This window comes from Sphingobacterium sp. B29, from assembly GCF_001952815.1.
In the GTDB taxonomy this organism is placed as follows: domain Bacteria; phylum Bacteroidota; class Bacteroidia; order Sphingobacteriales; family Sphingobacteriaceae; genus Sphingobacterium; species Sphingobacterium siyangense.
Map to the genome: position 1 here is coordinate 3,608,936 of NZ_CP019158.1, position 20,766 is coordinate 3,629,701.

Annotated in this window: 17 protein-coding genes, 1 tRNA gene and 1 pseudogene; 10 read left to right on the top strand and 9 right to left on the bottom strand. The window is 39.7% G+C overall.

Annotation, left to right across the window (positions count from 1 at the left end; genetic code table 11):
* Window positions 1–107 precede the first annotated feature (107 nt).
* Together BV902_RS28125 and BV902_RS28130 are read left to right on the top strand one after the other, a co-directional pair.
* Window positions 108–590 (top strand): annotated as a pseudogene (locus BV902_RS28125) (MFS transporter); the annotation flags it as partial.
* A complete protein-coding gene (locus BV902_RS28130; protein ID WP_335682282.1) occupies window positions 494–1,195 on the top strand; it encodes an MFS transporter in 702 nt (233 codons plus the stop codon). The pseudogene BV902_RS28125 and the gene BV902_RS28130, both read left to right, overlap by 97 nt.
* A 74-nt stretch (window positions 1,196–1,269) precedes the next feature.
* Here the strand turns inward: BV902_RS28130 and BV902_RS15235 are convergent, their stop codons facing one another.
* The 4 genes from BV902_RS15235 to BV902_RS15250 form a co-directional block, all read right to left on the bottom strand.
* The gene (locus BV902_RS15235) at window positions 1,270–3,273 is read right to left on the bottom strand and encodes a M13 family metallopeptidase (RefSeq protein WP_075992667.1); all 2,004 of its coding nucleotides are present in this window, start codon (window positions 3,271–3,273) and stop codon (window positions 1,270–1,272) included.
* 111 nt (window positions 3,274–3,384) lie between these two features.
* A complete protein-coding gene (locus BV902_RS15240) occupies window positions 3,385–3,588 on the bottom strand; it encodes a hypothetical protein (RefSeq protein WP_075992668.1) in 204 nt (67 codons plus the stop codon).
* Between the two features lie 61 nt (window positions 3,589–3,649).
* Window positions 3,650–4,591 carry a homoserine O-acetyltransferase MetA gene (metA, locus tag BV902_RS15245; protein ID WP_075992669.1) on the bottom strand — a complete coding sequence of 314 codons (942 nt, stop codon included), beginning with the start codon at window positions 4,589–4,591 and terminating at the stop codon, window positions 3,650–3,652.
* A 113-nt stretch (window positions 4,592–4,704) separates the two neighbouring features.
* Complete coding sequence (locus BV902_RS15250; RefSeq protein WP_075992670.1) at window positions 4,705–5,235, bottom strand: TlpA family protein disulfide reductase; 531 nt, start codon at window positions 5,233–5,235, stop codon at window positions 4,705–4,707.
* Window positions 5,236–5,465: 230 nt separating this feature from the next.
* Here BV902_RS15250 and acnA point away from each other — a divergent pair, with 230 nt between their 5' ends.
* The 3 genes from acnA to BV902_RS15265 all read left to right on the top strand — a co-directional run bounded on the left by acnA (window position 5,466) and on the right by BV902_RS15265 (window position 10,619).
* Window positions 5,466–8,234, top strand: coding sequence for an aconitate hydratase AcnA (acnA, locus tag BV902_RS15255; protein ID WP_237241669.1), 2,769 nt, complete (start codon window positions 5,466–5,468; stop codon window positions 8,232–8,234).
* 276 nt (window positions 8,235–8,510) lie between these two features.
* Window positions 8,511–9,095 (top strand): pentapeptide repeat-containing protein, encoded by a 585-nt coding sequence (locus tag BV902_RS15260; RefSeq protein WP_083663636.1) that lies wholly within the window; start codon window positions 8,511–8,513, stop codon window positions 9,093–9,095.
* A gap of 138 nt (window positions 9,096–9,233) precedes the next feature.
* Window positions 9,234–10,619: a WG repeat-containing protein gene (locus BV902_RS15265; protein WP_075992673.1), complete on the top strand. Its 1,386-nt coding sequence runs from the start codon at window positions 9,234–9,236 to the stop codon at window positions 10,617–10,619.
* A gap of 83 nt (window positions 10,620–10,702) precedes the next feature.
* Here BV902_RS15265 and BV902_RS15270 read toward each other — a convergent pair whose 3' ends face one another.
* The gene (locus BV902_RS15270) at window positions 10,703–11,476 is read right to left on the bottom strand and encodes a DUF808 family protein (RefSeq protein WP_237242169.1); all 774 of its coding nucleotides are present in this window, start codon (window positions 11,474–11,476) and stop codon (window positions 10,703–10,705) included.
* A 230-nt stretch (window positions 11,477–11,706) separates the two neighbouring features.
* On the opposite strand from BV902_RS15270, the gene BV902_RS15275 reads away from it, so the two are divergent.
* The 4 genes from BV902_RS15275 to BV902_RS15290 all read left to right on the top strand — a co-directional run bounded on the left by BV902_RS15275 (window position 11,707) and on the right by BV902_RS15290 (window position 15,067).
* Window positions 11,707–12,264: a DUF4256 domain-containing protein gene (locus tag BV902_RS15275; RefSeq protein ID WP_075992674.1), complete on the top strand. Its 558-nt coding sequence runs from the start codon at window positions 11,707–11,709 to the stop codon at window positions 12,262–12,264.
* A 35-nt stretch (window positions 12,265–12,299) separates the two neighbouring features.
* Entirely contained in the window at window positions 12,300–13,157 is an 858-nt protein-coding gene (locus tag BV902_RS15280; protein WP_075992675.1) for a DUF6265 family protein, read from the top strand.
* A gap of 61 nt (window positions 13,158–13,218) precedes the next feature.
* Entirely contained in the window at window positions 13,219–13,677 is a 459-nt protein-coding gene (locus BV902_RS15285; RefSeq protein ID WP_075992676.1) for a GyrI-like domain-containing protein, read from the top strand.
* Between the two features lie 94 nt (window positions 13,678–13,771).
* Window positions 13,772–15,067 (top strand): chloride channel protein, encoded by a 1,296-nt coding sequence (locus BV902_RS15290; protein ID WP_075992677.1) that lies wholly within the window; start codon window positions 13,772–13,774, stop codon window positions 15,065–15,067.
* A gap of 81 nt (window positions 15,068–15,148) precedes the next feature.
* Here BV902_RS15290 and BV902_RS15295 read toward each other — a convergent pair whose 3' ends face one another.
* The 3 genes from BV902_RS15295 to BV902_RS15305 all read right to left on the bottom strand — a co-directional run bounded on the left by BV902_RS15295 (window position 15,149) and on the right by BV902_RS15305 (window position 18,239).
* The gene (locus BV902_RS15295) at window positions 15,149–16,570 is read right to left on the bottom strand and encodes an RtcB family protein (protein WP_075994809.1); all 1,422 of its coding nucleotides are present in this window, start codon (window positions 16,568–16,570) and stop codon (window positions 15,149–15,151) included.
* Between the two features lie 103 nt (window positions 16,571–16,673).
* Complete coding sequence (locus tag BV902_RS15300; RefSeq protein WP_075992678.1) at window positions 16,674–17,768, bottom strand: slipin family protein; 1,095 nt, start codon at window positions 17,766–17,768, stop codon at window positions 16,674–16,676.
* A gap of 405 nt (window positions 17,769–18,173) precedes the next feature.
* Window positions 18,174–18,239 (bottom strand) — tRNA-OTHER (locus tag BV902_RS15305).
* A 542-nt stretch (window positions 18,240–18,781) separates the two neighbouring features.
* Between BV902_RS15305 and BV902_RS15310 the strand changes: the two genes are divergently transcribed.
* Window positions 18,782–19,369, top strand: coding sequence for a hypothetical protein (locus tag BV902_RS15310; protein ID WP_237241671.1), 588 nt, complete (start codon window positions 18,782–18,784; stop codon window positions 19,367–19,369).
* 82 nt (window positions 19,370–19,451) lie between these two features.
* Here BV902_RS15310 and BV902_RS15315 read toward each other — a convergent pair whose 3' ends face one another.
* Window positions 19,452–20,705: an amidohydrolase gene (locus BV902_RS15315; RefSeq protein ID WP_075992679.1), complete on the bottom strand. Its 1,254-nt coding sequence runs from the start codon at window positions 20,703–20,705 to the stop codon at window positions 19,452–19,454.
* Window positions 20,706–20,766: the final 61 nt, after the last annotated feature.

Below are 20,766 nucleotides of genomic sequence, written 5' to 3' on the forward strand. Positions count from 1 at the left end.
TATACCTCGACTCCTTTAAGGGACTGTCTCAAGCCGCATGGCTACTTGCCATAGTTATGCTCATCAATAGAATGGGAAGTATGGTGATTCCCTTTCTTGGTCTCTACATGACCCAGGTTCTACATTTTGACATTAAACAGGTCGGTGTGGTATTGATGAGTTATGGATTCGGCTCCGTTTGTGGTTCCTATATCGGTGGCTGGCTGACTGATCGGATTGGTAGTTTCAAGGTTCAGTTCGGAAGTCTCGTATTGGCTGCTCCTTTATTCTTACTGATTCCACATTTCAAAGAGGTGCAGTCGTTATCCATCATGATTTTTACGTTAAGCTTAATCTTTGACGCCTTTAGACCTGCAAACTCGGTGTCAGTGGCGAGTTACGCTAAACCAGAAAATATCACGCGTGCTTTTTCATTGAATCGCCTAGCCATAAATTTGGGATTTTCAATCGGCCCAGCGGTTGCTGCTTTTTGGCCACCATCTCATTCAATTGGATCTTTTATGGAAATTCTTTTGCCGTCCTTTGCGCTGCAGTCATTTTCTTTGTCTTTTTTCATAAACGACAAAAAAGAAGCGATATCAAATCAAAAAAAGAGATTATCTCCGAAAACGAATTACCTCAAAAAGGACGAAATCCTTATACAGACCTGCCCTTTGTCTTATTCAATATCTTTTGTTGTATTTTCTCATTTTGTTTCTTTCAACTGATTACCACTTTACCTATCTTTTACCGTGAAGTCCACCATTTGAACGACCACCAAATCGGATTTCTACTCGGTTGGAGTGGTTTCGTTATCGTATTGCTGGAGATGTTTATCGTCCATATCGCTGAAAAAAGATTCTCGTTAATTAGCACGCTCGTCTTTGGAACATTTTTATGTGCCAGCTCTTATGCCATGCTAAATTTTACAGGCGGGCTGGGTTGGTTATATTTCACATTCTTTATTTTTGGTCTCGGCGAAATGCTGACATTACCCTTTATGGCAACGGTCTCCGTTAACCGCTCGACACCCAAAACACAAGGAGCATACATGGGCTTCAATTCCCTTGCTTTTTCAGCTGCAAATATATTTTCACCACTTTTAGGGACAAGCATAGTTGACTCCTTTGGTTTTACAACACTATGGTGGGCAACTGCATTGACTTTATCTGCAACGGCAATCGGGTTCTATTTGGTTCTGAAATGGATGAAATAGTATAAACTAAATAAACAAAAAACGGGTGTATTTAATTTTAAATACACCCGCTTTTCATTACCTATAGCCGAAACCTACCAAATTTTGATACGCTTATCGACTGGAACAAACATTTTGTCGCCGTTCTTTGTATCCCAAGCTTTATGGAAAGCATCCAGGTTAATGATCGGCGCAAAAGCACGGTACTGTGCCGGAGAATGCGGATCAGTTTTCACTTGATTGACCACAAACTCGTCTGTTGTCTTCGTTCTCCATATGGTAGCCCAGGAAAGGAAAAAGCGCTGGTCCTGCGTAAAACCATCTATTAATCCAGGATTTCCCTTATCTTTCAGATAGAGTTGCAATGCATCAAAAGCAACTGATGAGCCTCCCAAATCCCCTATATTCTCCCCTAATGTAAAGCGACCGTTCACAAAAACGCCTGGTACAGGTTCATAGGATTCAAATTGACGTACCAAAGCATCAGCCGCTGCTTCAAATTTCGCCTTATCACTGTCGCTCCACCAGTTGTTCAGGTTTCCGTTTCCATCGTATTTCGCACCCTGGTCGTCAAATCCATGCGAAAGTTCATGACCAATTACCGCACCGATACCACCAAAATTAACTGCAGCATCAGCCTTATAATCATAGAACGGCGGCTGGAGAATAGCTGCCGGAAAGACAATCTCGTTAAACAATGGGCTATAATAAGCGTTTACAGTCTGCGGAGTCATCCCCCATTCTGACTTGTCTACTGGCTTATCTTGTTTCGCCAAATTTTGGTAAAATGCCCATCTACTCGAAGCCAATACATTTTCATACAACGATGTACCAACATCAAGTTTGCTATAATCTTTCCATTTATCCGGATAGCCAATTTTAACTTTAAACTTAGCCAGTTTGTCCAATGCCTTTACTTTCGTTTCATCCGACATCCAAGTTAATCCCTTGATATGCTGCCCGAAAGCTTTAACAAGATAGCTTACAAGTTCTTCAGCTTCAGCTTTGGCCTTCGGAGGGAAGTTTTCTTTCACATATAATTTTCCCAATAACTCCCCTGCGATCGAATTGACAAATTCCACACCACGCTTATCTAAAGCACGCTGCTCCTTTTGTCCTTTTAACTTACGACCCCAGAAGTCAAAATACAGATCATTAAGCTCCTGTGTAGTATATGACGCTGCATTATTTAAAATATGAAATGTCAATATCTCTTTGATTAGCGGTAGATTTTCAGGATTGAAAACTCGATCCAAATTCTCATAATACTTTATTTCCGGCACAATCACAGTATCAGCCTTAAAACCGACATCCTTTAGGTACTTTGCAATATCCACGTTTTTCACCATCTTTTTTAGATCTGCTACAGCGATCGGATTATATCGACCATTAGCATCACGTGATTGCTCAACAGTTTTAAGGTTTGCGGCCATCTGCTTTTCAAAAGCAACAATTTTTGGACCTTTTAAATCCTTCGTAACTTGGCCCGATTTAGCATAAAGTGCAGAAATATAATTTGAATAGTCAGTTAAGGTTTCTTCGTTCTTCTTGTCTTTTACTTGATAATATGAACGTCCTAAACCTAGACTTCCGCCACCAAGGTATACCGTATTAACATCGGAATTTTTAAGATGTGCATATACATAGCCACTAAAAAAAGGATTTCCACCAATGGGTGCTACCTCAACAAGATATTTATATAAATCATCGAAATTCTTAACGGCTGCAATTTTAGTGAGATAAGGTTTAACAGGCGCTAAACCAAGTTTATTGCGCGTTTTCATATCCACAAATGATTTATACAAATCACCTATCTTCTGATTGTCTGTACCCTTTTGGAACTGTCCAGATAATGATTCTTGCAAAACCTTCAAAGTAGCAATATCGGTATTTTCACGCAATTCGTCAAAAGAACCCCAACGTGCTTTATCAGAAGGTATTTTGACCGTTTTCATCCATTGCCCGTTCACAAAATTATAAAAGTCATCTTGCGGACGAATACTCTTATCCATGTAACTCACATTGATTGCATTGTTTTGCGCATGGCTTGCCAACGAGCCACAGGCTAACAAGGCTGCTAAAAGTAGATTTTTCTTCATATAAAAATTTAGTTTGTTTATCGCTATACACAAACTTAAGAAAAGTTCTTCTATTGTTGATGCAACAAATATGGTTCTAATGACAACCAAAAGTAAGAAGCATAGCTGGGTCTATGCTTTATTGCGGGTTGATTTGCGTAGTATAAGGATAAAAATAAGGAAGAATAAAGCGATACCAGCGATCCAGACCCACGGATTAGCATACCATAAAGTACCATTCGCTTCTTTCAGTTTTTGATTTTCTTCTTGCGTAACCTGTGCTTTCAATACAAAAAATGAAAGAACAGAACCAACTAGTAAAGCAGTCTTTTTCATATTTAATCACTTAACATGAATAGAATGCTTTTTTAGCCGTTTTTGTTTGAAATGAATTAAATTATCCTTGTTTGATTTCGCCTAAGTAAACCACATCTTTCAGATCAAAAGGAGTTTCTTGATACACGAAGTAATTCAACCAGTTATTGAAAAGCAGGTTCGCATGGCTTGTCCAACGCACTAGAGGACGATTTTCGGGATTGTCATCGACATAATAATTTGCAGGCATAGCAATCTCCTGCCCTTTTTCTAAGTCTCTTTTATACTCTTCGTCCAATGTAAAAGGAGCATATTCTGAATGTCCCGTCAAATAAAATTCTCGTCCACCTCGTGAAGAAACAATAGCAATACCTGCTTCCGGCGATTCCGAAAGAATTTCTAAACCCTCTTTCGCCAGTAGATCATTCTTCTCAATGGTCGTATGGCGGCTGTGCGGTATAAAGAACTCATCATCAAATCCACGGAATAGCGGATGTCTTTTGTTTAACGTAGTATGCTTAAATACACCAAAAAGCTTTTCCGCTAATGGCTTCTTCTCTACACCATAGAAATGATACAATGCAGCTTGAGATGCCCAACAGATATACAAACTTGATGTTACATGGGTTCGTGCCCAATCGAAGATGGTCTGAATTTCTGCCCAGTAGGTCACTTCCTCGAAAGCAACCATTTCAACTGGAGCCCCCGTAATAATCATTCCGTCGTAGAAATTCTCCTTAACCTCAGTGAGGCTCTTATAAAACATTTCCAAATGCTCTTCAGGAGTGTTCTTTGACACATGCGTTTCAAGTCGCAAAAATTCCATTTCCACCTGCAAAGGATTATTTGACAGCAAACGAATAAAATCTGTCTCTGTCGTAATTTTAAGCGGCATCAAGTTCAGCACTAAAACGCGAAGCGGTCTAATGTCCTGCTCATTTGCTCTTAAATCACTCATGACAAATATATTCTCCTTTTTCAACAGCTCAATGGCAGGAAGGTTATTAGGAAGTTTGACCGGCATAGATAATTTCTCCTTATACAATTAGCATGCAAAATTAGCAAGAAAATGCCATAAATGCTAAATGAAACATAAATTATCTTCCATTATATTAATATAATCTCCAACATCAAAATCTATTCCTTACTTAAATCCAATAGGGATTTTCTGAATTTCTGCGACCCAAAATTCATTCCACCTACATGCTTAATGACCAGCTTACCAGCCTTGTCCAAAATAATTGTTGTGGGTATGCTTGTGGTACTCAATCCATTCGGCAACGCCGAATTTAATTGATAGACAGGTAGACTATATTTCCTTTTCGCCATAAATTTCCTCGAAGCGCTAAGATTTCCATCAATATCGACAGACAAAATAATAATACTATCGTTGCTTTTAAAATCCTTATAGAGTTGATCCAATGAAGGCATCTCCGCAAGACAAGGTGGGCACCATGTCGCCCATAAATTAATAACCACAACTTTCCCCTTGAGTTGATTTAGGGTCAACACATTGTTTTTACTGTCCCTAAAACTAAGATCATATCCTTCGGTCCAGCCATTGTCCTCCCCTTCGGCAACAGAACGTGTACTTGCTTTACCCGGAAATGGGCTGCAAAACAACAAACTAACCAAGAAAAGGACAGTATAATTTACTCTTTTTCTCATACAACACTGTTTCTAAGCATAAACATTAACATAACGTTTGCATCCTAATTTGATTGTCTCTAAATCAGAAAAAGCAATCTTTTTTTATCCTATTTTTTAATTCATTATTTAGCGCCGATATAGGCATAAATTCCGTTTTGGAATACAAAAGCCGAAAGATATGTGTAAAAGATATTACAAACAAATTCGGGGATATGTGTATTATATAGTATGAAAATAAGTAAATGAATATGAGCAAAGAGAAATCAATACGAGAAATTGAAATTAACGGAAAAGTTTACCAGTATAGTGCTATTAAAGATCTTCCTGAAGGTAATATCACGCACCTGCCATTTAGCATCCGGATACTACTGGAAAATGTATTGCGTAACCATGATGGATTCAGTATCACGGACGAGCATGTCAATACCCTGATTCATTGGACTCCACAGCCTGTTGACAAAGATATACCCTTCAAACCGGCCAGAATTTTAATGCAGGATTTTACCGGAGTACCTGCTGTAGTCGATATGGCTTCCCTACGTGCCGAATTCATCCGTCATGGCAAGGATGGACAAAAAATAAATCCCGCTATCCCTGTGGATCTAGTCATAGATCATTCCGTTCAGGTCGACTACTTTGGCACAGACTACTCGTATGACAAGAATGTCGAGTTGGAATATGAACGCAACCGCGAGCGTTATGAACTCCTTAAATGGGCACAGAAAGGATTGAAAAATTTCACTGTTGTTCCTCCGGGTATGGGTATCTGCCATCAGGTCAATTTGGAATATCTTGCCAAAGGAGTAATTGAACGCGACAATTGGCTTTTTCCGGATACCTTAGTAGGGACGGATTCGCATACACCAATGGTCAATGGTATTGGTGTACTGGGTTGGGGAGTTGGTGGCATTGAGGCTGAAGCAGCCATGCTTGGACAACCCATCTTTTTCACCTGTCCTGAAGTTATCGGCCTTAAACTTATGGGCAAGATACCAGCGACATGCACCGCCACAGACATGGTCCTTTCGATAACAAAAATACTTCGCGATAAAGGTGTTGTGGGTAAATTTGTTGAAGTATTTGGCGATGGATTGGACAGCCTTTCGGTGACAGATCGTGCGACAATCTCCAATATGTCCCCAGAATTTGGCTGTACGGTTACCTATTTTCCGATTGATGACCGAACCCTTGAATACATGCATAGCACCAATCGTAGTGCAGAGCAGATTAAAATCGTTGAAGATTATTGTAAAAGCAATTTACTCTGGCGCACTGGCAAGGAAGAAATTCAATATTCGTCGGTCGTTGAATTCGATTTATCAAGCCTTGAACCAACTGTATCTGGACCCAAAAGGCCTCAGGATAAAATTCTAGTGAAGGATTTAAAAACCACATTTTCACAACTTTTGGACAGCGAACACCATCGACAATATGTCCCTGTTTTGCAGCGATCGGAATCTGCCTGGCTTGCTGACGGCGGTTCAGGAACAGAGTTTACCTTTGGTAAAGTACCTGTCGAACATGATTCACCGCATGAAGTTATTCAAGAGTCTATTCATGCCGTTCGCATCAAACACAATCATAAGGAGTATATTGTCAGTGATGGCAGTATTGCGATCGCAGCTATAACAAGCTGTACCAATACTTCGAACCCTACTGTCATGATCGGTGCAGGATTATTGGCCCGTAACGCCATCGAGCGCGGACTGCGCACCAAATCCTGGGTAAAGACCTCTTTAGCCCCTGGCTCAAAAGTCGTTACACAATACCTTGAAAGATCAGGACTTAGTGCTGATCTTGATGCCCTGCGTTTTCATACCGTAGGTTACGGTTGTACCTCCTGTATTGGAAACTCCGGTCCTCTTCCGCCACAAATAGCAGAAGCGGTGGAAAAAGGTGAATTGATTGTTGCCTCGGTATTATCCGGTAACCGAAATTTTGAGGCCCGTGTGCATCCACAGGTCAAAATGAACTTCTTAATGTCGCCAATGCTTGTTGTTGCCTATGCACTGGTCGGAAGAGTGGATATTAATCTCCTGGAGGAACCATTGGATTACGACCCTAACGGTCAGCCCGTATATCTGAAAGATATTTGGCCAAGCCGCGAGGATATTATCGAAACCGTCAATGCCTGTGTCAAACAATCGGATTTCCAAGAAGTCTATGATGTCATCTTCGACGGGTCGACAGACTGGCAAGAACTTGAAGTGAATCTTGATCAAAATTACCAGTGGGACAATACGTCCACCTACATCAAAGAATCGCCATTTTTTGAAAATTTACAAGCAATTCCTAATCCAATACAGGATATTCAGAATGCAAGGGTATTACTTTATCTTGGTGACTCGGTGACAACAGATCATATCTCACCCGCTGGTTCATTCAAAGAAGAAACTGCAGCTGGACAATACCTCAGATCACATCAGGTAAGTAAAGAAGATTTCAATTCTTATGGATCTAGACGTGGGAACCACGAAGTCATGATGCGCGGAACATTTGCCAATGTGCGTATTAAAAACAAAATTACCGATCGTGAAGGTGGATTTAGCCGTTACTTTCCCACAAATGAGGTGAAGACGGTGTATGAAACCGCAATGGAATATCGCAAAAACAACACAGCGCTCATCGTACTGGCAGGAAAAGAGTATGGTTCGGGTTCCTCCAGAGATTGGGCAGCAAAGGGAACATTTCTCCTTGGCGTGCGTGCGGTTATTGCTGAAAGTTTCGAGCGTATCCACCGAAGTAATCTTGTCGGTATGGGCGTAGCACCGCTTGTATTTATCAATGACGAAAACGCAGAGAAATTAGGACTAGATGGGACAGAAGTCTATAGCATCTCAGGACTTGAGACCGATTTAACACCCCATAAACTTCTTTCGGTAAAGGCGGTACATGACAATGGAACAGTAACCAATTTTCAAGTGAAAGCAAGACTCGATTCAGCCATTGAAATAGAGTATTTTAAGAATGACGGTATTCTACAATATGTACTGCGTCAGTATTTAAAGAACAACTAACATTGTGCAAATAGAGAATCGGAATACCTAAAATAGTAAAGGGCACTGATCAGTGCCCTTTAACAACTATATAAAAACCTACCAGAGTTCTACAATACTTCAGTCTTACACCCAGCACCCCAAGAAGTATGTTTTATGGCTACGCCAAAAATAGCCATAAAAAATCCCACTTTTTATCCCTGAAATCAGGTATTTTGTTCGCAAGCGAAAATAGCGCCTTTGACTTTATTTTAAAGTAAAATCATTCGGCAGAATTCCTTATTTTCGCTAAAATCAATGCCAACACGATACAGAATGGAAGAACTTGTCGAAAAAACAATCTCTAAACAAACATTTACAGCTGAACTGAAGCAAGTTCAGGAATTCTACAAATGCACCTTTGAGCAATGTGATTTCCAGAACGCAGAACTCGTAGATCTCCTATTCACAAATTGTGAATTTAAATCATGTAATCTTTCCAATGTCAGTCTAAAGGGCACACAATTAGATCATGTTGTTTTTAATGACTGCAAAATGCTCGGCATACACTTTAATGAATGTAGTTCATTTTCCTTTCATGCCAATTTCAGCAACTCGGTTCTGGATTACTCCTCTTTTTTTGAAAGAAATATAAAGAAGTTCCAGTTTGAACAATGCTCTTTGCAACATGTGGATTTTGAACGGGCCAACCTCCAACAGGTGCTGTTTAAAAAAACGAATTTGCTAAATGCCCGCTTTGTACAATGCAATCTCGAGGGCTGCGATTTTCGGTCTTCGATCAATATCCAGCTAGATCCAGAGGTCAATCGTATGAAAAAAAGTAAATTTGGCCCGGAACAACTGCCTGGCCTACTACTTAAATATCAGCTGGTTATTGATTAAATATGGGGAAGACCGTTCAGCTAACTCCCCAAATCAATGTATTCATTTGAAACATGTTGATTTATCGTTAAATAACGGATTTCAGGGATAAAACTCCCCACTTTGAATCAGGATATTTGTCATTCAAAGTTTAAGAAGATGAAAAAAATATCCCTATCATTCGCAGCTATCTTAGCGGCCAGCACAATGTCGTTTGCACAGATCAATAAAGCATTCAAGATCAACTATGCTATTACGTATGCTGTCGATCCCAGTGAAGAAGCACAAGCAGCTCCAGTTTCTGTGTACGAAGCGTATGTTAACAATGATAAAATAAAAGTCATATCGGCTTCCGGAGACGGCGAAGAGTCAATCTTTCTCATTAAAAAAAATGAAGAGCAATCAATTATATTGTACCCAGGACTGGCAAAATACGTCGTTAAAGAAAATGCGCTCAGCCCACATGCAATCAAATTCGTCCCAAACCAGACGAAAATGATTGCCGGTTATCCCTGCAAACTAGCTCAGGTCGAAATTCCTATTTCAGAAGATAATGACGAAAACAGCACCTTATCGATCTGGTATAGCGATAAATTGCCAGCCACCTATTGGGAGGGATTTGATCTGTTTAAAAAAATCCCCGGGGCGGTGCTGCAGTTAACAACACCTCTTGGAATGGATATGATTGCCCAGAACATCGCCGATAGCCAACTGGACGATAAAGATTTTATCGTTCCTGAGGATTATGAGCAAGTAGCATCCATTTATGACGACGAGGAAGATTCTGAAGAAAGCAACCAGATTGCTGAAAACCTGTATTTATTTGAAGATGCTGCAACTAATCTCCTAGGGGTACAAGACGGTGAAGAAAAAACAATTGTACCAGCACAATATCTATACATCGCACCATTTGTTGGCGATATTAGTATAGTTCAATATAAAAATGAAAAATATGGTGCCATTAATCTGGCCGGTAAACCAATCATTCCCTTCCAATACGATTATTTAGGATACGATGATCACCTTGGACAACTGGTTTTTGGACTAAACGAAAAATATGGGGTCATGGATAAATCTGGCAAAATTTTAATTTCCGCAAATTATGATATGATATCGTTCATTAACGGTGGTTATGCCGTATTTCAGCAGAAAAATAAATATGGTATATTGAATCAGGCGGGCAAAATAATTGTCCCGGCGACCTATAGCTATATTTCTGAAAATAATTCAACGCATTTCATCAGTATTGAAAACGACACGTATAATCTTACCGAAATAAAAACCAATAAAATCGTTGCTCCCGACTACGATTTGATTTCAGTTACAGAAGAACCTAATCTTTTCCTTGCTAGTAAAGATGGAAAATATGGTTATTTAGATGGCCAGGGAAAAGTGGCCATACCGTTTATATACAGCGGGGCCACCTCTTTCAGTGATGGTGTAGCTTCTGTCTCATTAGCGGATTCGGACGATGTAATTTTGATTAATACAAAAGGTGAACGTGTAGAAATGGATGCCGCGGCAGAGGCAACAGACACAATTTAAGAACCAGAAACCAAAAAAGGCAGCAGATATACCTGCTGCCTTTTTTGTTATACGCTTGCCGATCATCAAAGATCAATAGGAGTTTATTTTTTCCTTTTAAACAGCTTTTTGCCGATCGTAAATAAAATCACCACGATAATACCTCCTCCTAGGCCAAATAACAGCTCTTTTATCATTCCTGGCAGAGTTGGTAGCGCATGGTGTAAGAAATCAATATAATGCGCAAATATTCCGCCTGAAACCAGAATTAAAGCAAATGTACCTACAACAGCCAATAATTTGATAACAAAGGGTAGCGCACGGACTAAAAACCGACCTAGGCTCGCAACAGGACCTTTTTCACGGGAGGTTTTAATTAATTTATAACCTGCATCGTCCATACGAACGATAAGTGCTACAATACCATAGACTCCGACTGTGGCTAGAAAAGCAACAACCGAAACCGTAATAATTTGTAAGGATAAGCTTTTTCCCAGAACCGTTCCCAAAGCAATAATGACGATTTCCACAGAAAGAATAAAATCTGTAGTAATAGCCGATTTTACCTTCGCTTTTTCAGCGGCAACTGAGTTTTCAGCAACGACAGTCTCCACTTTTGTTTCCTCCGTAGGATGTTTGCGATAGAACAGGTATTCAATAATCTTCTCAACACCTTCAAAAGCAAGATAGAAGCCTCCCAAGATTAAAATATATTTGATGGCAATTGGAAAAAAGACATTCAGTAATAATGCTATTGGTACAATTATCAACTTATTGAGCAGTGAGCCCTTTGTAATTGCCCATAAAACCGGGAGCTCGCGTGAAGCTAAAAAGCCAGTCGCTTTCTCGGCATTAACCGCTAAATCGTCACCTAAGATTCCAGCAGTTTTTTTTTGTTGCGATTTTACTCGCTACTGCCACATCATCCATCAACGCTGCAATATCATCTAGAATTGCAAATATTCCTGAAGCCATATTTATATAAAAATTGAACGTAAAAATATAAATTTAATTCAATTTTGAAATAAGGAATTTAATCCATTTGCAATATCAAGCTACATTACTTTTGAATTAAATACGTAATTTTAATACCACAAGGACAACCATTATGAAAAATTTGCTTACACAAGAGGAACAGTCAATGCTACTTGAAACGCTAAAAGAAAGGTTTCAGAAATTCCCCAAACGACACCCACAGATCAGCTGGGACGAAGTAGTGCATAAATTGCTTGAAAGCCCCCAAAAATTATGGAGTTTGTTCCAAATGGAAAAGAGCGGTGGCGAGCCCGACCTTGTTATTATTGATCCAAACAAAAAGCAGTATGCTTTTGTGGATTGTACAGAAGAAAGTCCCAAAGGAAGAAGAAGTCTCTGTTTTGACCAAAAAGCCTTAGATGACAGGAAGGAAAACAAGCCTATTGGAAGCGCTGTCGAAGAAGCTAAAAAAATGGGGACCGAGCTGCTTTCTGAACAACAATATCGCCAACTCCAAATGTTAGGTGAATTTGATTTAAAAACTTCCAGCTGGATACAAACTCCAGCGGGTATTCGTAAGCTTGGTGGCGCCTTATTTGGTGACAGACGTTACAACCAAGTTTTCACCTATCATAATGGCGCGATCTCCTATTATGCGGCACGGGGCTTTCGTACCATACTTTTTCTTTAAATAAAAGCACTTAAGCATCAAAATATAAAACCTATATGAAAACAATTTTAATCGCCACCCTACTCTTTTGCTTGGGAGCTGCTCAACCCCTTTTTTCACAAGTATCTTTTCCTTCTTTCTTGGAAGGGACGTGGAAGGTTGACAATAAAGAGGAATACGAACAATGGGATCGTATAAACGAACATGAATTAAAAGGCCTTTCCTATGCGTTGAAAAATGGCCAAAAGATAGTTAGCGAATACCTAAAATTGACCAAAATAAAGGATAAAATTATATATACAGCACTGGTCATCGGACAAAACAATGGGAAAGAAGTCAATTTTGAGCTAAATTACCAGGATAGTACCTATTCTTTTGTCAATGAGGTCCATGATTTCCCTAATTTCATTCGATATACACGCGTCGCTACAAACCGACTTCATATTGCAGTGGAAGGAAAATCGGGAAAAGTCAGATCTTTTTATGCGACTAAAATCGTACCGACAACGACCGTAGCGAACCCAAATTACGATCATGAACTCGCAAAAAAATTAGGGGCCGATGATTATGGAATGAAATCCTACATCTTTGTCCTCCTGAAAACTGGCGAGAATAAAACAACAGACAAACAATTTATTAATGAATGTTTCAAAGGTCACATGGAAAATATCAATCTTCTCGTAAAAAATGGGCAACTGATTGTTGCTGGCCCGTTTGGGAAAAATGACAATAACTTCCGGGGGCTTTTTATCTTAAATAACATGGCTTCTATTGATGCGGCAAAGCATATTTTAGAAAACGATCCAGCGATAAAGAATGGTCTCTTAGAAGCTTCATTTTACCCTTGGTATGGTTCAGCTGCTTTGGCAGAATACCTGTCCCAAGTAGATAAAATCTGGAAAAAACAACATTAGCTGTTTGTTCGTGACATACAGCTGTCATTTGCCGATCTAACTTTGGGGAAAACTAAAAGACATGAAAAATCAAACAATCCCTTCATTCAGTATAATTGGCCTCGCCATCCGTACGAGCAACCAAAATGGACAGGCAGCTAAGGACATTCCGGAACTTTGGGCCCGCTTTTTTAAAGAAGATGTATTAAGCCGTATTCCCAACAAGATATCCAACGAACTTTACTGTATCTATACCGAATATGAAAAGGATCATACCCTACCTTATACGACTTTCTTGGGCTGTAAAGTAAGCAATCTTGAAGAAGTACCCGAAGACTTGGATGGTATTCATATCGCTGAAAATCATTACCAACACTTTACCGCGGAAGGAAGTTTAGAAGATGGCATCGTTTATGAAACTTGGCAAAAGATATGGAGTTCGGATTTACCAAGAACGTATGCCGCAGACTTCGAAATATATGGCGAAAAAGCCCAAAATCCACAAGATGCAAAGGTGGATATATATATAGGTATCCATTAGCGGTATACCGTAACAAAAAGTATGTCTTAAGGTATTTATCATTTATTTTAAACTAAATAACCCTTACCTTTGTGCCGATTTAAAGAAAAACATTATGCAAGGCAATACGACATACAGAAAAAAAGTTGTTCGATATAGCTATTTAAAATTAATTGGAAGTTCAGCTCTCGTTAGTATCATTTGTTGCTTATTGGCATACAGCCTCAAGCACAGCACAGGTTATGTACAGGAAGAATTGTTTGAAAGAGTATCTTCCTGGAATCCTAAACTGTTTATTATTCTACCCAGCATCGGTATTACAGCTATTTATTTCTTACGGAAATACGCTTTTCAAAACAGAAAAAACAAAGGGATCAAAGAAATCTATACAACATTGGAAACAAGAAAAGACCATTTGCCTTTTTTTAAGATTCCTTCACATTATATCAATGGTTTTCTAACTGTAATTTTCGGTGGTTCAACCGGTGTTGAAGTCTCCACAGTTGTTGCCACAGCTACAGTAGGCAACCAAGCGTATAAGAGATTACATCCGGCTTGGGCCTACAAAACCGAGTTGATCTGCGCAGGCGTAATTGCTGGAGTCACACTGTTGTTTGGAAGCGCATTGGGTGGTTTTCTTTTCGCTTTTGAGGTAATTGCACGGAGATATAATAAGACTTTACTCATTAGTGGAATAACTTCAATGGCTGTGGCGTCCGTATTTGTTTATTACCTTGAGGCAAGTCCTTTATTTACATTTGAAGTAAAAGCATGGCGATGGCAGGCGATCCCTTTTGTCGCTATTTTAGGACTGATTGGCGGGATCTTAGCGTTATATTTCACTAAAATTGTTATTTATGCAAAATCCTATTTTGCAGGCATAAAAAGTAATTTTATCCGTGTCAATTTGGGCGCAATCACCGTTGGGACGTTTATCTTTTTCTTGCCGGCACTGTATGGCGACAGCTATCATGGTCTTGGAGAAATTCTAAAAAGCAGTCTGCATGATTCTGTTAATTTACTGTACTTTCTTCCGCTGATTCTGCTTGTTCTCTTAAAACCTTTTGTAGCCTCTTTGACTTTAGGTGCAGGTGGTGATGGCGGCGTTTTTGCCCCAAGTATTGTTACCGGTGCATTGTTAGGCGTTTTGTTTGCACAGCTTTGTAATCATTACCTGGGCACACAATTGGTGGTTATAAATTTTGCTCTTTTTGGTGCTGCAGCAATGCTTTCTGCGGCTATACACGCACCATTTACGGCAATCTTTATTATTGCAAGCCTTGTTCCTTCAGGCTATTTATTACTAGCACCGCTACTCATCAGCAGTTTTATTGCGAAAGCGCTGGCAAAAAAACTATATCCTTATAATGTATACACCTATAAGGAAGTGGCGACAGCCAAACCACTTTAATCTCACGCATTGATCAACAAAACATGATCAAATTATAATAAAAAAGCGTCTCAAATACATTTGAGACGCTTTTTTCATGATTTAATCTTCCCTGCTCCCATCATCTGCCATACGGACTATCTTGGGCGAAAATTTTGCCACGACATCAACAAGATCTTTTTGTGAAGCCATTACGGTATGGATGTCTTTATAGGCCATCGGCGCTTCATCCATCCCTGCCCCAAGCAACATAATACCTTTATCTTTAAGCATCGAATGGAGATCATGGGAAGATAGCGTTTTAATCGCTTGCGTACGGCTCATCAGTCGACCTGCCCCATGAGATGCCGATTGTATCGCATTCGACTCCCCTTTTCCACGAACCAAAAATCCTGGTGTAGCCATGGAGCCTGGAATAATCCCCATTACCCCTTTTGCAGCCGGTGTAGCACCTTTTCGATGGACAATAACCTCTTGACCATTCCAGGTTTCCTTCCATGCAAAATTGTGGTGATTTTCAACCTTCGCCAACGATTCGGCCCCTAAAGCCAACGTAATCTTTTCATGGATCACTTCATGGCAAGCTGATGCATAATCGCCGGCGAGATTCATCGCTAGCCAATATTCTTGCCCTTCATGGCTGTCCAGGTCCAGATAGGCCAGATTTTCCGCTTGGTAAGGCAACTTACACAAGGATTTGGCTAATTTTGTATAATGTGCAGCAATGGTAGCGCCCATTCCTCTTGAACCTGAATGGGTCAATAAGCCTAAATAGGCTCCGCTATCAATGTTCAAAACCTCATCTCTTTCTTCAAATTCGACTATACCGAACTCCACAAAATGATTCCCCCCACCCGAAGATCCCAATTGCGTCCAGGCCTTATCCTTCAATGAAGAAAGCAAACTGTTTTCCCTAAACAACTTGTTATCTAGTACCTCATGATCGACACGTTCATGTCTCAAATATCCATTGCCAGCACCAAACTTACTATTACGCAGAATAATGTCTTTCAAGGTCATTAAATTGTCTTCCAAAAATGAGGCTGGCAAATCAAAGATCGACAAAGCCATACGACAGCCAATATCGACACCGACCCCATAAGGAATCACCGCATTATTAGTCGCCAGTACTCCACCAATTGGCAACCCATATCCTTGATGCGCATCTGGCATCAATGCTCCCGCAACTGAAACAGGTAATTTCATGGCGACACTCATTTGTGCTTTCGCCCCTGTTTCGATCTCAGACGCACCATAAATCGTATATTCCGCCGGAGTCTCGTTCAATGCAATTAACGTCTTATCAATAGCCTCTTGCCCAAGTATGGCATGGGCCAAAATTCCGAAAACAGCATCTTCTGAATAGCCGATTGGATCTTCCAAGACAGCCTTGAACTTTTCGAGTATTTCTACCCGCGTAAAACCGTGTCTTTTACTGTTGATTTTCAATGCAACACCCAAAGTATGATTCTCTTTATATCCTAATGCAATTAAATCATTGCCATTTATTCTCTTATTTTCCATTTTTTTACTTTCTTTTTTGATGGAGCAGCCATACAACTTCTCCAAAGCAGGTAACAACATCTCTTTACGTTGCTACCTGCACCTCTTTCAACTTATTAATCTTTTATTTCACAAACAATTGCTTGAGCTGATCAACAATCTGTCCATTTCCGGAAACCGAAATCGTATTGATCTTTTCAGCAATCTTTTCAACATATTCCATTTCCTTCAATTTAAACAACATACTGTTTTCTTCCATCAGCTTCGCAGTATTCAACAAACTCCGTGTTGAAGCAGTCTCTTCACGACGCATGATGCTATTTGCCTGCGCCCTCTTCTCTGCAATCAACACCTGGTTCATGATGTCTCGCACATCTCCTGGTAAAATAACATCTTTAACACCACAGGTCAACAGTGTTATACCCAAGCCCGCGACTTGTGGCAATGTGTTTTCTAAGACATAGCCCTGTATTTCAGTCTTTCGCTCCATCAACTCGTCTAAAGTCATCTGGCCAATATAGGACCGTAAGGTCAACTGCATCAACGAATACAATTGCTTTTCATATTCTTTATTATCCAATAGCGCTTTGACAATATCCACAATCTGATATTGCAGCGTGAAATTGATTCTGATCTGTGCCTTATCTTTGGACAAGATCTCCTGTCCTACCACTTCCAATGTCAAGACCCTCATATCAGCTTTTAAAATCGCTATGGTTTTTGCATTCTTCCACCAACAATACGTTCCCGACTTCAAAATATCCACAAACACACCGTCTACAAAAAGCAGCGCTTTCTCATTTGGTTCAATCTTATATTGACGTACATAATAGCCTAAGCTCTGCTTCTCCAGCAATTGACGATTAACAGATGCAGGGATCTCAATCTCCGTAATGTCTTCCAATTGAAATCTGCGTTCGCGCAATTCCTTCCAAAAAACATGCCTGCCAGACGCTAACGTCTTTTCAAAATTACCATTCAAAAAAACAAGACAGATCTCCGTATCACCCACTTCAACGATATCGACCAATTCGCGAAAACCTGTCAACTGCAACAGTACATCGACATTGCGACTGGAAGGAAATGGATGAGTAATCGTGTACTTCTCCAGTTTTTCACCAAATCCCAACCAGTAGTTACCGGATTTCAAAACACGGATCACCGCATTGTTCTTAACAACCAATCCGATTTCGTCTGTGGTTAGCTGTACTCTTTTCATTGTATATTCTTTTAAATTTTCCTCATTTCTATTATAAAACCTGCTATTTTTTATCCCTTGACCTCAAGCGGGATTCGAAAGTCCTGGTACCCTTTTTTAAAATCAAAAGTCGATGAACAAATACCCCATCTTATTGTCATGACTTTTTATGATAAATCTAGACACCTCATCTTAGGAATCTCAGGCCATCAATCAATTGCTCAATCGCATGAAAACAGCGTATAAGCAGGATAAAAGATAGCAAGCTTCTACCAAATGACCTTTTTGAAGAAAGTCTTAACTTTGAATGTCCGAATGGACAGTTCGATGCAATACCCTTATGCTATTCCATCCGAAAATGGAAGTGGGATTCGAACCCACACGATTGTGTTGTTATTCTAACCAGACTGAACTATCCTGATTGCTCAAGAGTAGGAATCGAACCTACGACCCACAACTAAATGCTTTGCTCTACCCTTGAGCTACCTTTTTTACAGGAGAGGATTCGAACCTCTATCACGAGCACTTTCCTTTCAACTTCTCGTTTTATCAGTATATTGAAACTCATAGAGAACAATACTAACCTGCTATACTGAAACAGGTGACCAGGATGCAATCTGAAGAAGAAAGGCTCTTTTATACTTCATAATAAAGTATATATCTTAAAGCTTTTCGCTATAATTTCCATCAAAGAACGTTTGTCATTGTTGACATTACAAATATCATTGGTTTAATACGCAGGGAATTTGCGTAACAATAAAAAGAAATAAGAAAAACTCATATAAAATTATATAGATCTGATATACAGGTAATAAAAATAAATAATTGTTGTAAAAAAAGATTAGAAGTCCTGAACTACGCAAATTCATTGCGTCTTAAATCGACATGGTAGACTTACGGCCCGCTGCATTATTTCAAAAAGAATGGAAAATTAGATTTTTTGATGAATATTCTGTTGAATATAGTGGTAATCCGTGATCATGTTATCCAATTTATATCCTAATTTTATTCCAATATTAAGACGATATCAAAAAATGAAAAGTTTATGTACAACAATAGGGCTGTTTTGCATGTTAGCAAGCTGTACAAATTCAGCGCAAGACCATAAAAGCGCTACGGCAAATCATCCTGCAAAGCAAATACCATTCAAAGACAGCACAAGGACAGCGGAGCAAGACACGGCAGTGGGTGAGAATCAGCAAGCAGAAGCTTGGTTGAAAGGAATTTTTCAATGTACAGGTTCCGCATCTGGAAAATATTGTTACTATCTGGATAAAGAGGACGCATTATGTACCAAGCGATTCCAAGCCTTTTTAAAAGATGCGAATGAAATTTACGGGCCCTCCAACCTCACAGATGAAGAACTACCCAAAGCTGAGGCAGCTTACAAGGCAAAATGGGAAAAAATCTACCCCTTATATACAGCGGAAACCTGGTTATTTGGAAGAGGTAATGACGACGCATTGGATATCAAGGATGTCAAAATCGACAAAGTAACTGAAAGCAAATTTATCGTATTTATTGATTACGGTAATGACATCCGAACAAAAAATGAAGTTCAATTGGTCAATGAGCAAGGTGCTTATAAAATAGATTATTGCAAGACGACTTTCCTACACTAAACGTTACCCCCCAGCATTGAAAATGCCAATTTTCTAGACGATAAATTGGCATTCTCAATTTATGATTATTTGCTACTTTCAATTAAGCTTGGAAACTATTGTTCCATTTGACCACATTTCCCTGATGGATAAGCCCATCGACGGTTGAGATGCGAGAAACTGCTTCTGCAGAACAACTCGCATCGACAAAAAGGAGGCTAGCATCATCTCCAACTTTCGGCCATACGGAATTCCCTTGATCATCAAGCGGAATTTTGCCATTGGTCGCATAACGAAGGCAACGGGATAACTCGAATTCAGTTTCATAACCATATAATTCCGCAGCTAGATTGGCTTTTTGAAGCATATTACCGCTACCGAAAGTACCCCAATGGTCCTGAACATTGTCGTTTCCTACAAAAACTTCCACTCCCGCTTTTTTCAGTTCCCGAAATGGCATCAACATATTGCGAAAAGGAACCGAACTGCAGATACCAACTTTCGCTTCTGCCAATCGTTCGGCCGTATGTGCTAAGTCCTTTTTCGGCATGTAACCTAAGGCGAAAGCATGACTGATAAATGTACGTCCCTGCAATGCCGGATTTTCCAATGCTTTATCAATCAAATAATGTATGGTCTTAACACCTGATTCCCCACCCTCATGCAAGTGGATATCGATTCCTTTGTTATTATCCAATGCAAGTTGAACTGTCAAGTCCATCGGTTTCTCAATACTGCCGTCAATACTAAAGGGATCCAAACCACCAATAAAATCTACCTGCTCCCATTTAGCGACTTCCTCCATCAGCTTCGCTGATGCTGTGTAGAATAGACCGTGCTGAGGGAATGCAACCAGTTCTGCAGCAAATGAATATTTTAAATGTTCCAGCGCCTGTAACAAATGCTCCAATGACTTCGTCCCCGATGTAGGGTCTACATTAAAATGCGTACGTGCAAAATTTGTTCCGTAGCCCTGCAATAGCGCGATTAACTTTTCGGCCCGTTCGACAGAGGTTTTCAACAACTCGGGGATAATCACCTGTTCCTTGGCAATCATATCTTTTACAGTCCTATTTTTTGGAAATACCGCCTTCCAGGGCAGGCCATATAAGGTTTTGTCCAAATGAATGTGCATGTCACGGAATGGCGGCAATGCCAATTTACCTTTCACATCAAAGGCTTTTCCGCCCCCTGCCGATTGCGCAGGCTCAATACTTTTTATTTTATTTGCCTCAATTTGAATATCAAATAATGCTGTTTTCGTAGCAACAATTTCTTCCTTCTCATAAAGAAAGCCTGTTTCTAGCAATACATTCTTCAACAAATATGTCTCTTGATTCTGATTGATCTCATTCATACCTATATCATTTTTACCAAAGCTAAGTGATTTGAGACAATGATCTTTGTACGAATTATCA

Bases quoted from the DNA above. Each gene is read 5' to 3' on its own strand.
- BV902_RS15290 (WP_075992677.1), top strand. From the start codon at position 13,772: ATGCAAGGCAATACGACATACAGAAAAAAAGTTGTTCGATATAGCTAT.
- BV902_RS15295 (WP_075994809.1), bottom strand. From the start codon at position 16,570: ATGGAAAATAAGAGAATAAATGGCAATGATTTAATTGCATTAGGATAT.
- BV902_RS15310 (WP_237241671.1), top strand. From the start codon at position 18,782: ATGAAAAGTTTATGTACAACAATAGGGCTGTTTTGCATGTTAGCAAGC.
- BV902_RS15260 (WP_083663636.1), top strand. From the start codon at position 8,511: ATGCCAACACGATACAGAATGGAAGAACTTGTCGAAAAAACAATCTCT.
- acnA (WP_237241669.1), top strand. From the start codon at position 5,466: ATGAGCAAAGAGAAATCAATACGAGAAATTGAAATTAACGGAAAAGTT.
- BV902_RS15240 (WP_075992668.1), bottom strand. From the start codon at position 3,588: ATGAAAAAGACTGCTTTACTAGTTGGTTCTGTTCTTTCATTTTTTGTA.
- BV902_RS15315 (WP_075992679.1), bottom strand. From the start codon at position 20,705: ATGAATGAGATCAATCAGAATCAAGAGACATATTTGTTGAAGAATGTA.
- BV902_RS15265 (WP_075992673.1), top strand. From the start codon at position 9,234: ATGAAAAAAATATCCCTATCATTCGCAGCTATCTTAGCGGCCAGCACA.
- BV902_RS15285 (WP_075992676.1), top strand. From the start codon at position 13,219: ATGAAAAATCAAACAATCCCTTCATTCAGTATAATTGGCCTCGCCATC.
- BV902_RS15300 (WP_075992678.1), bottom strand. From the start codon at position 17,768: ATGAAAAGAGTACAGCTAACCACAGACGAAATCGGATTGGTTGTTAAG.
- BV902_RS15235 (WP_075992667.1), bottom strand. From the start codon at position 3,273: ATGAAGAAAAATCTACTTTTAGCAGCCTTGTTAGCCTGTGGCTCGTTG.
- metA (WP_075992669.1), bottom strand. From the start codon at position 4,591: ATGCCGGTCAAACTTCCTAATAACCTTCCTGCCATTGAGCTGTTGAAA.
- BV902_RS15280 (WP_075992675.1), top strand. From the start codon at position 12,300: ATGAAAACAATTTTAATCGCCACCCTACTCTTTTGCTTGGGAGCTGCT.
- BV902_RS15275 (WP_075992674.1), top strand. From the start codon at position 11,707: ATGAAAAATTTGCTTACACAAGAGGAACAGTCAATGCTACTTGAAACG.
- BV902_RS15250 (WP_075992670.1), bottom strand. From the start codon at position 5,235: ATGAGAAAAAGAGTAAATTATACTGTCCTTTTCTTGGTTAGTTTGTTG.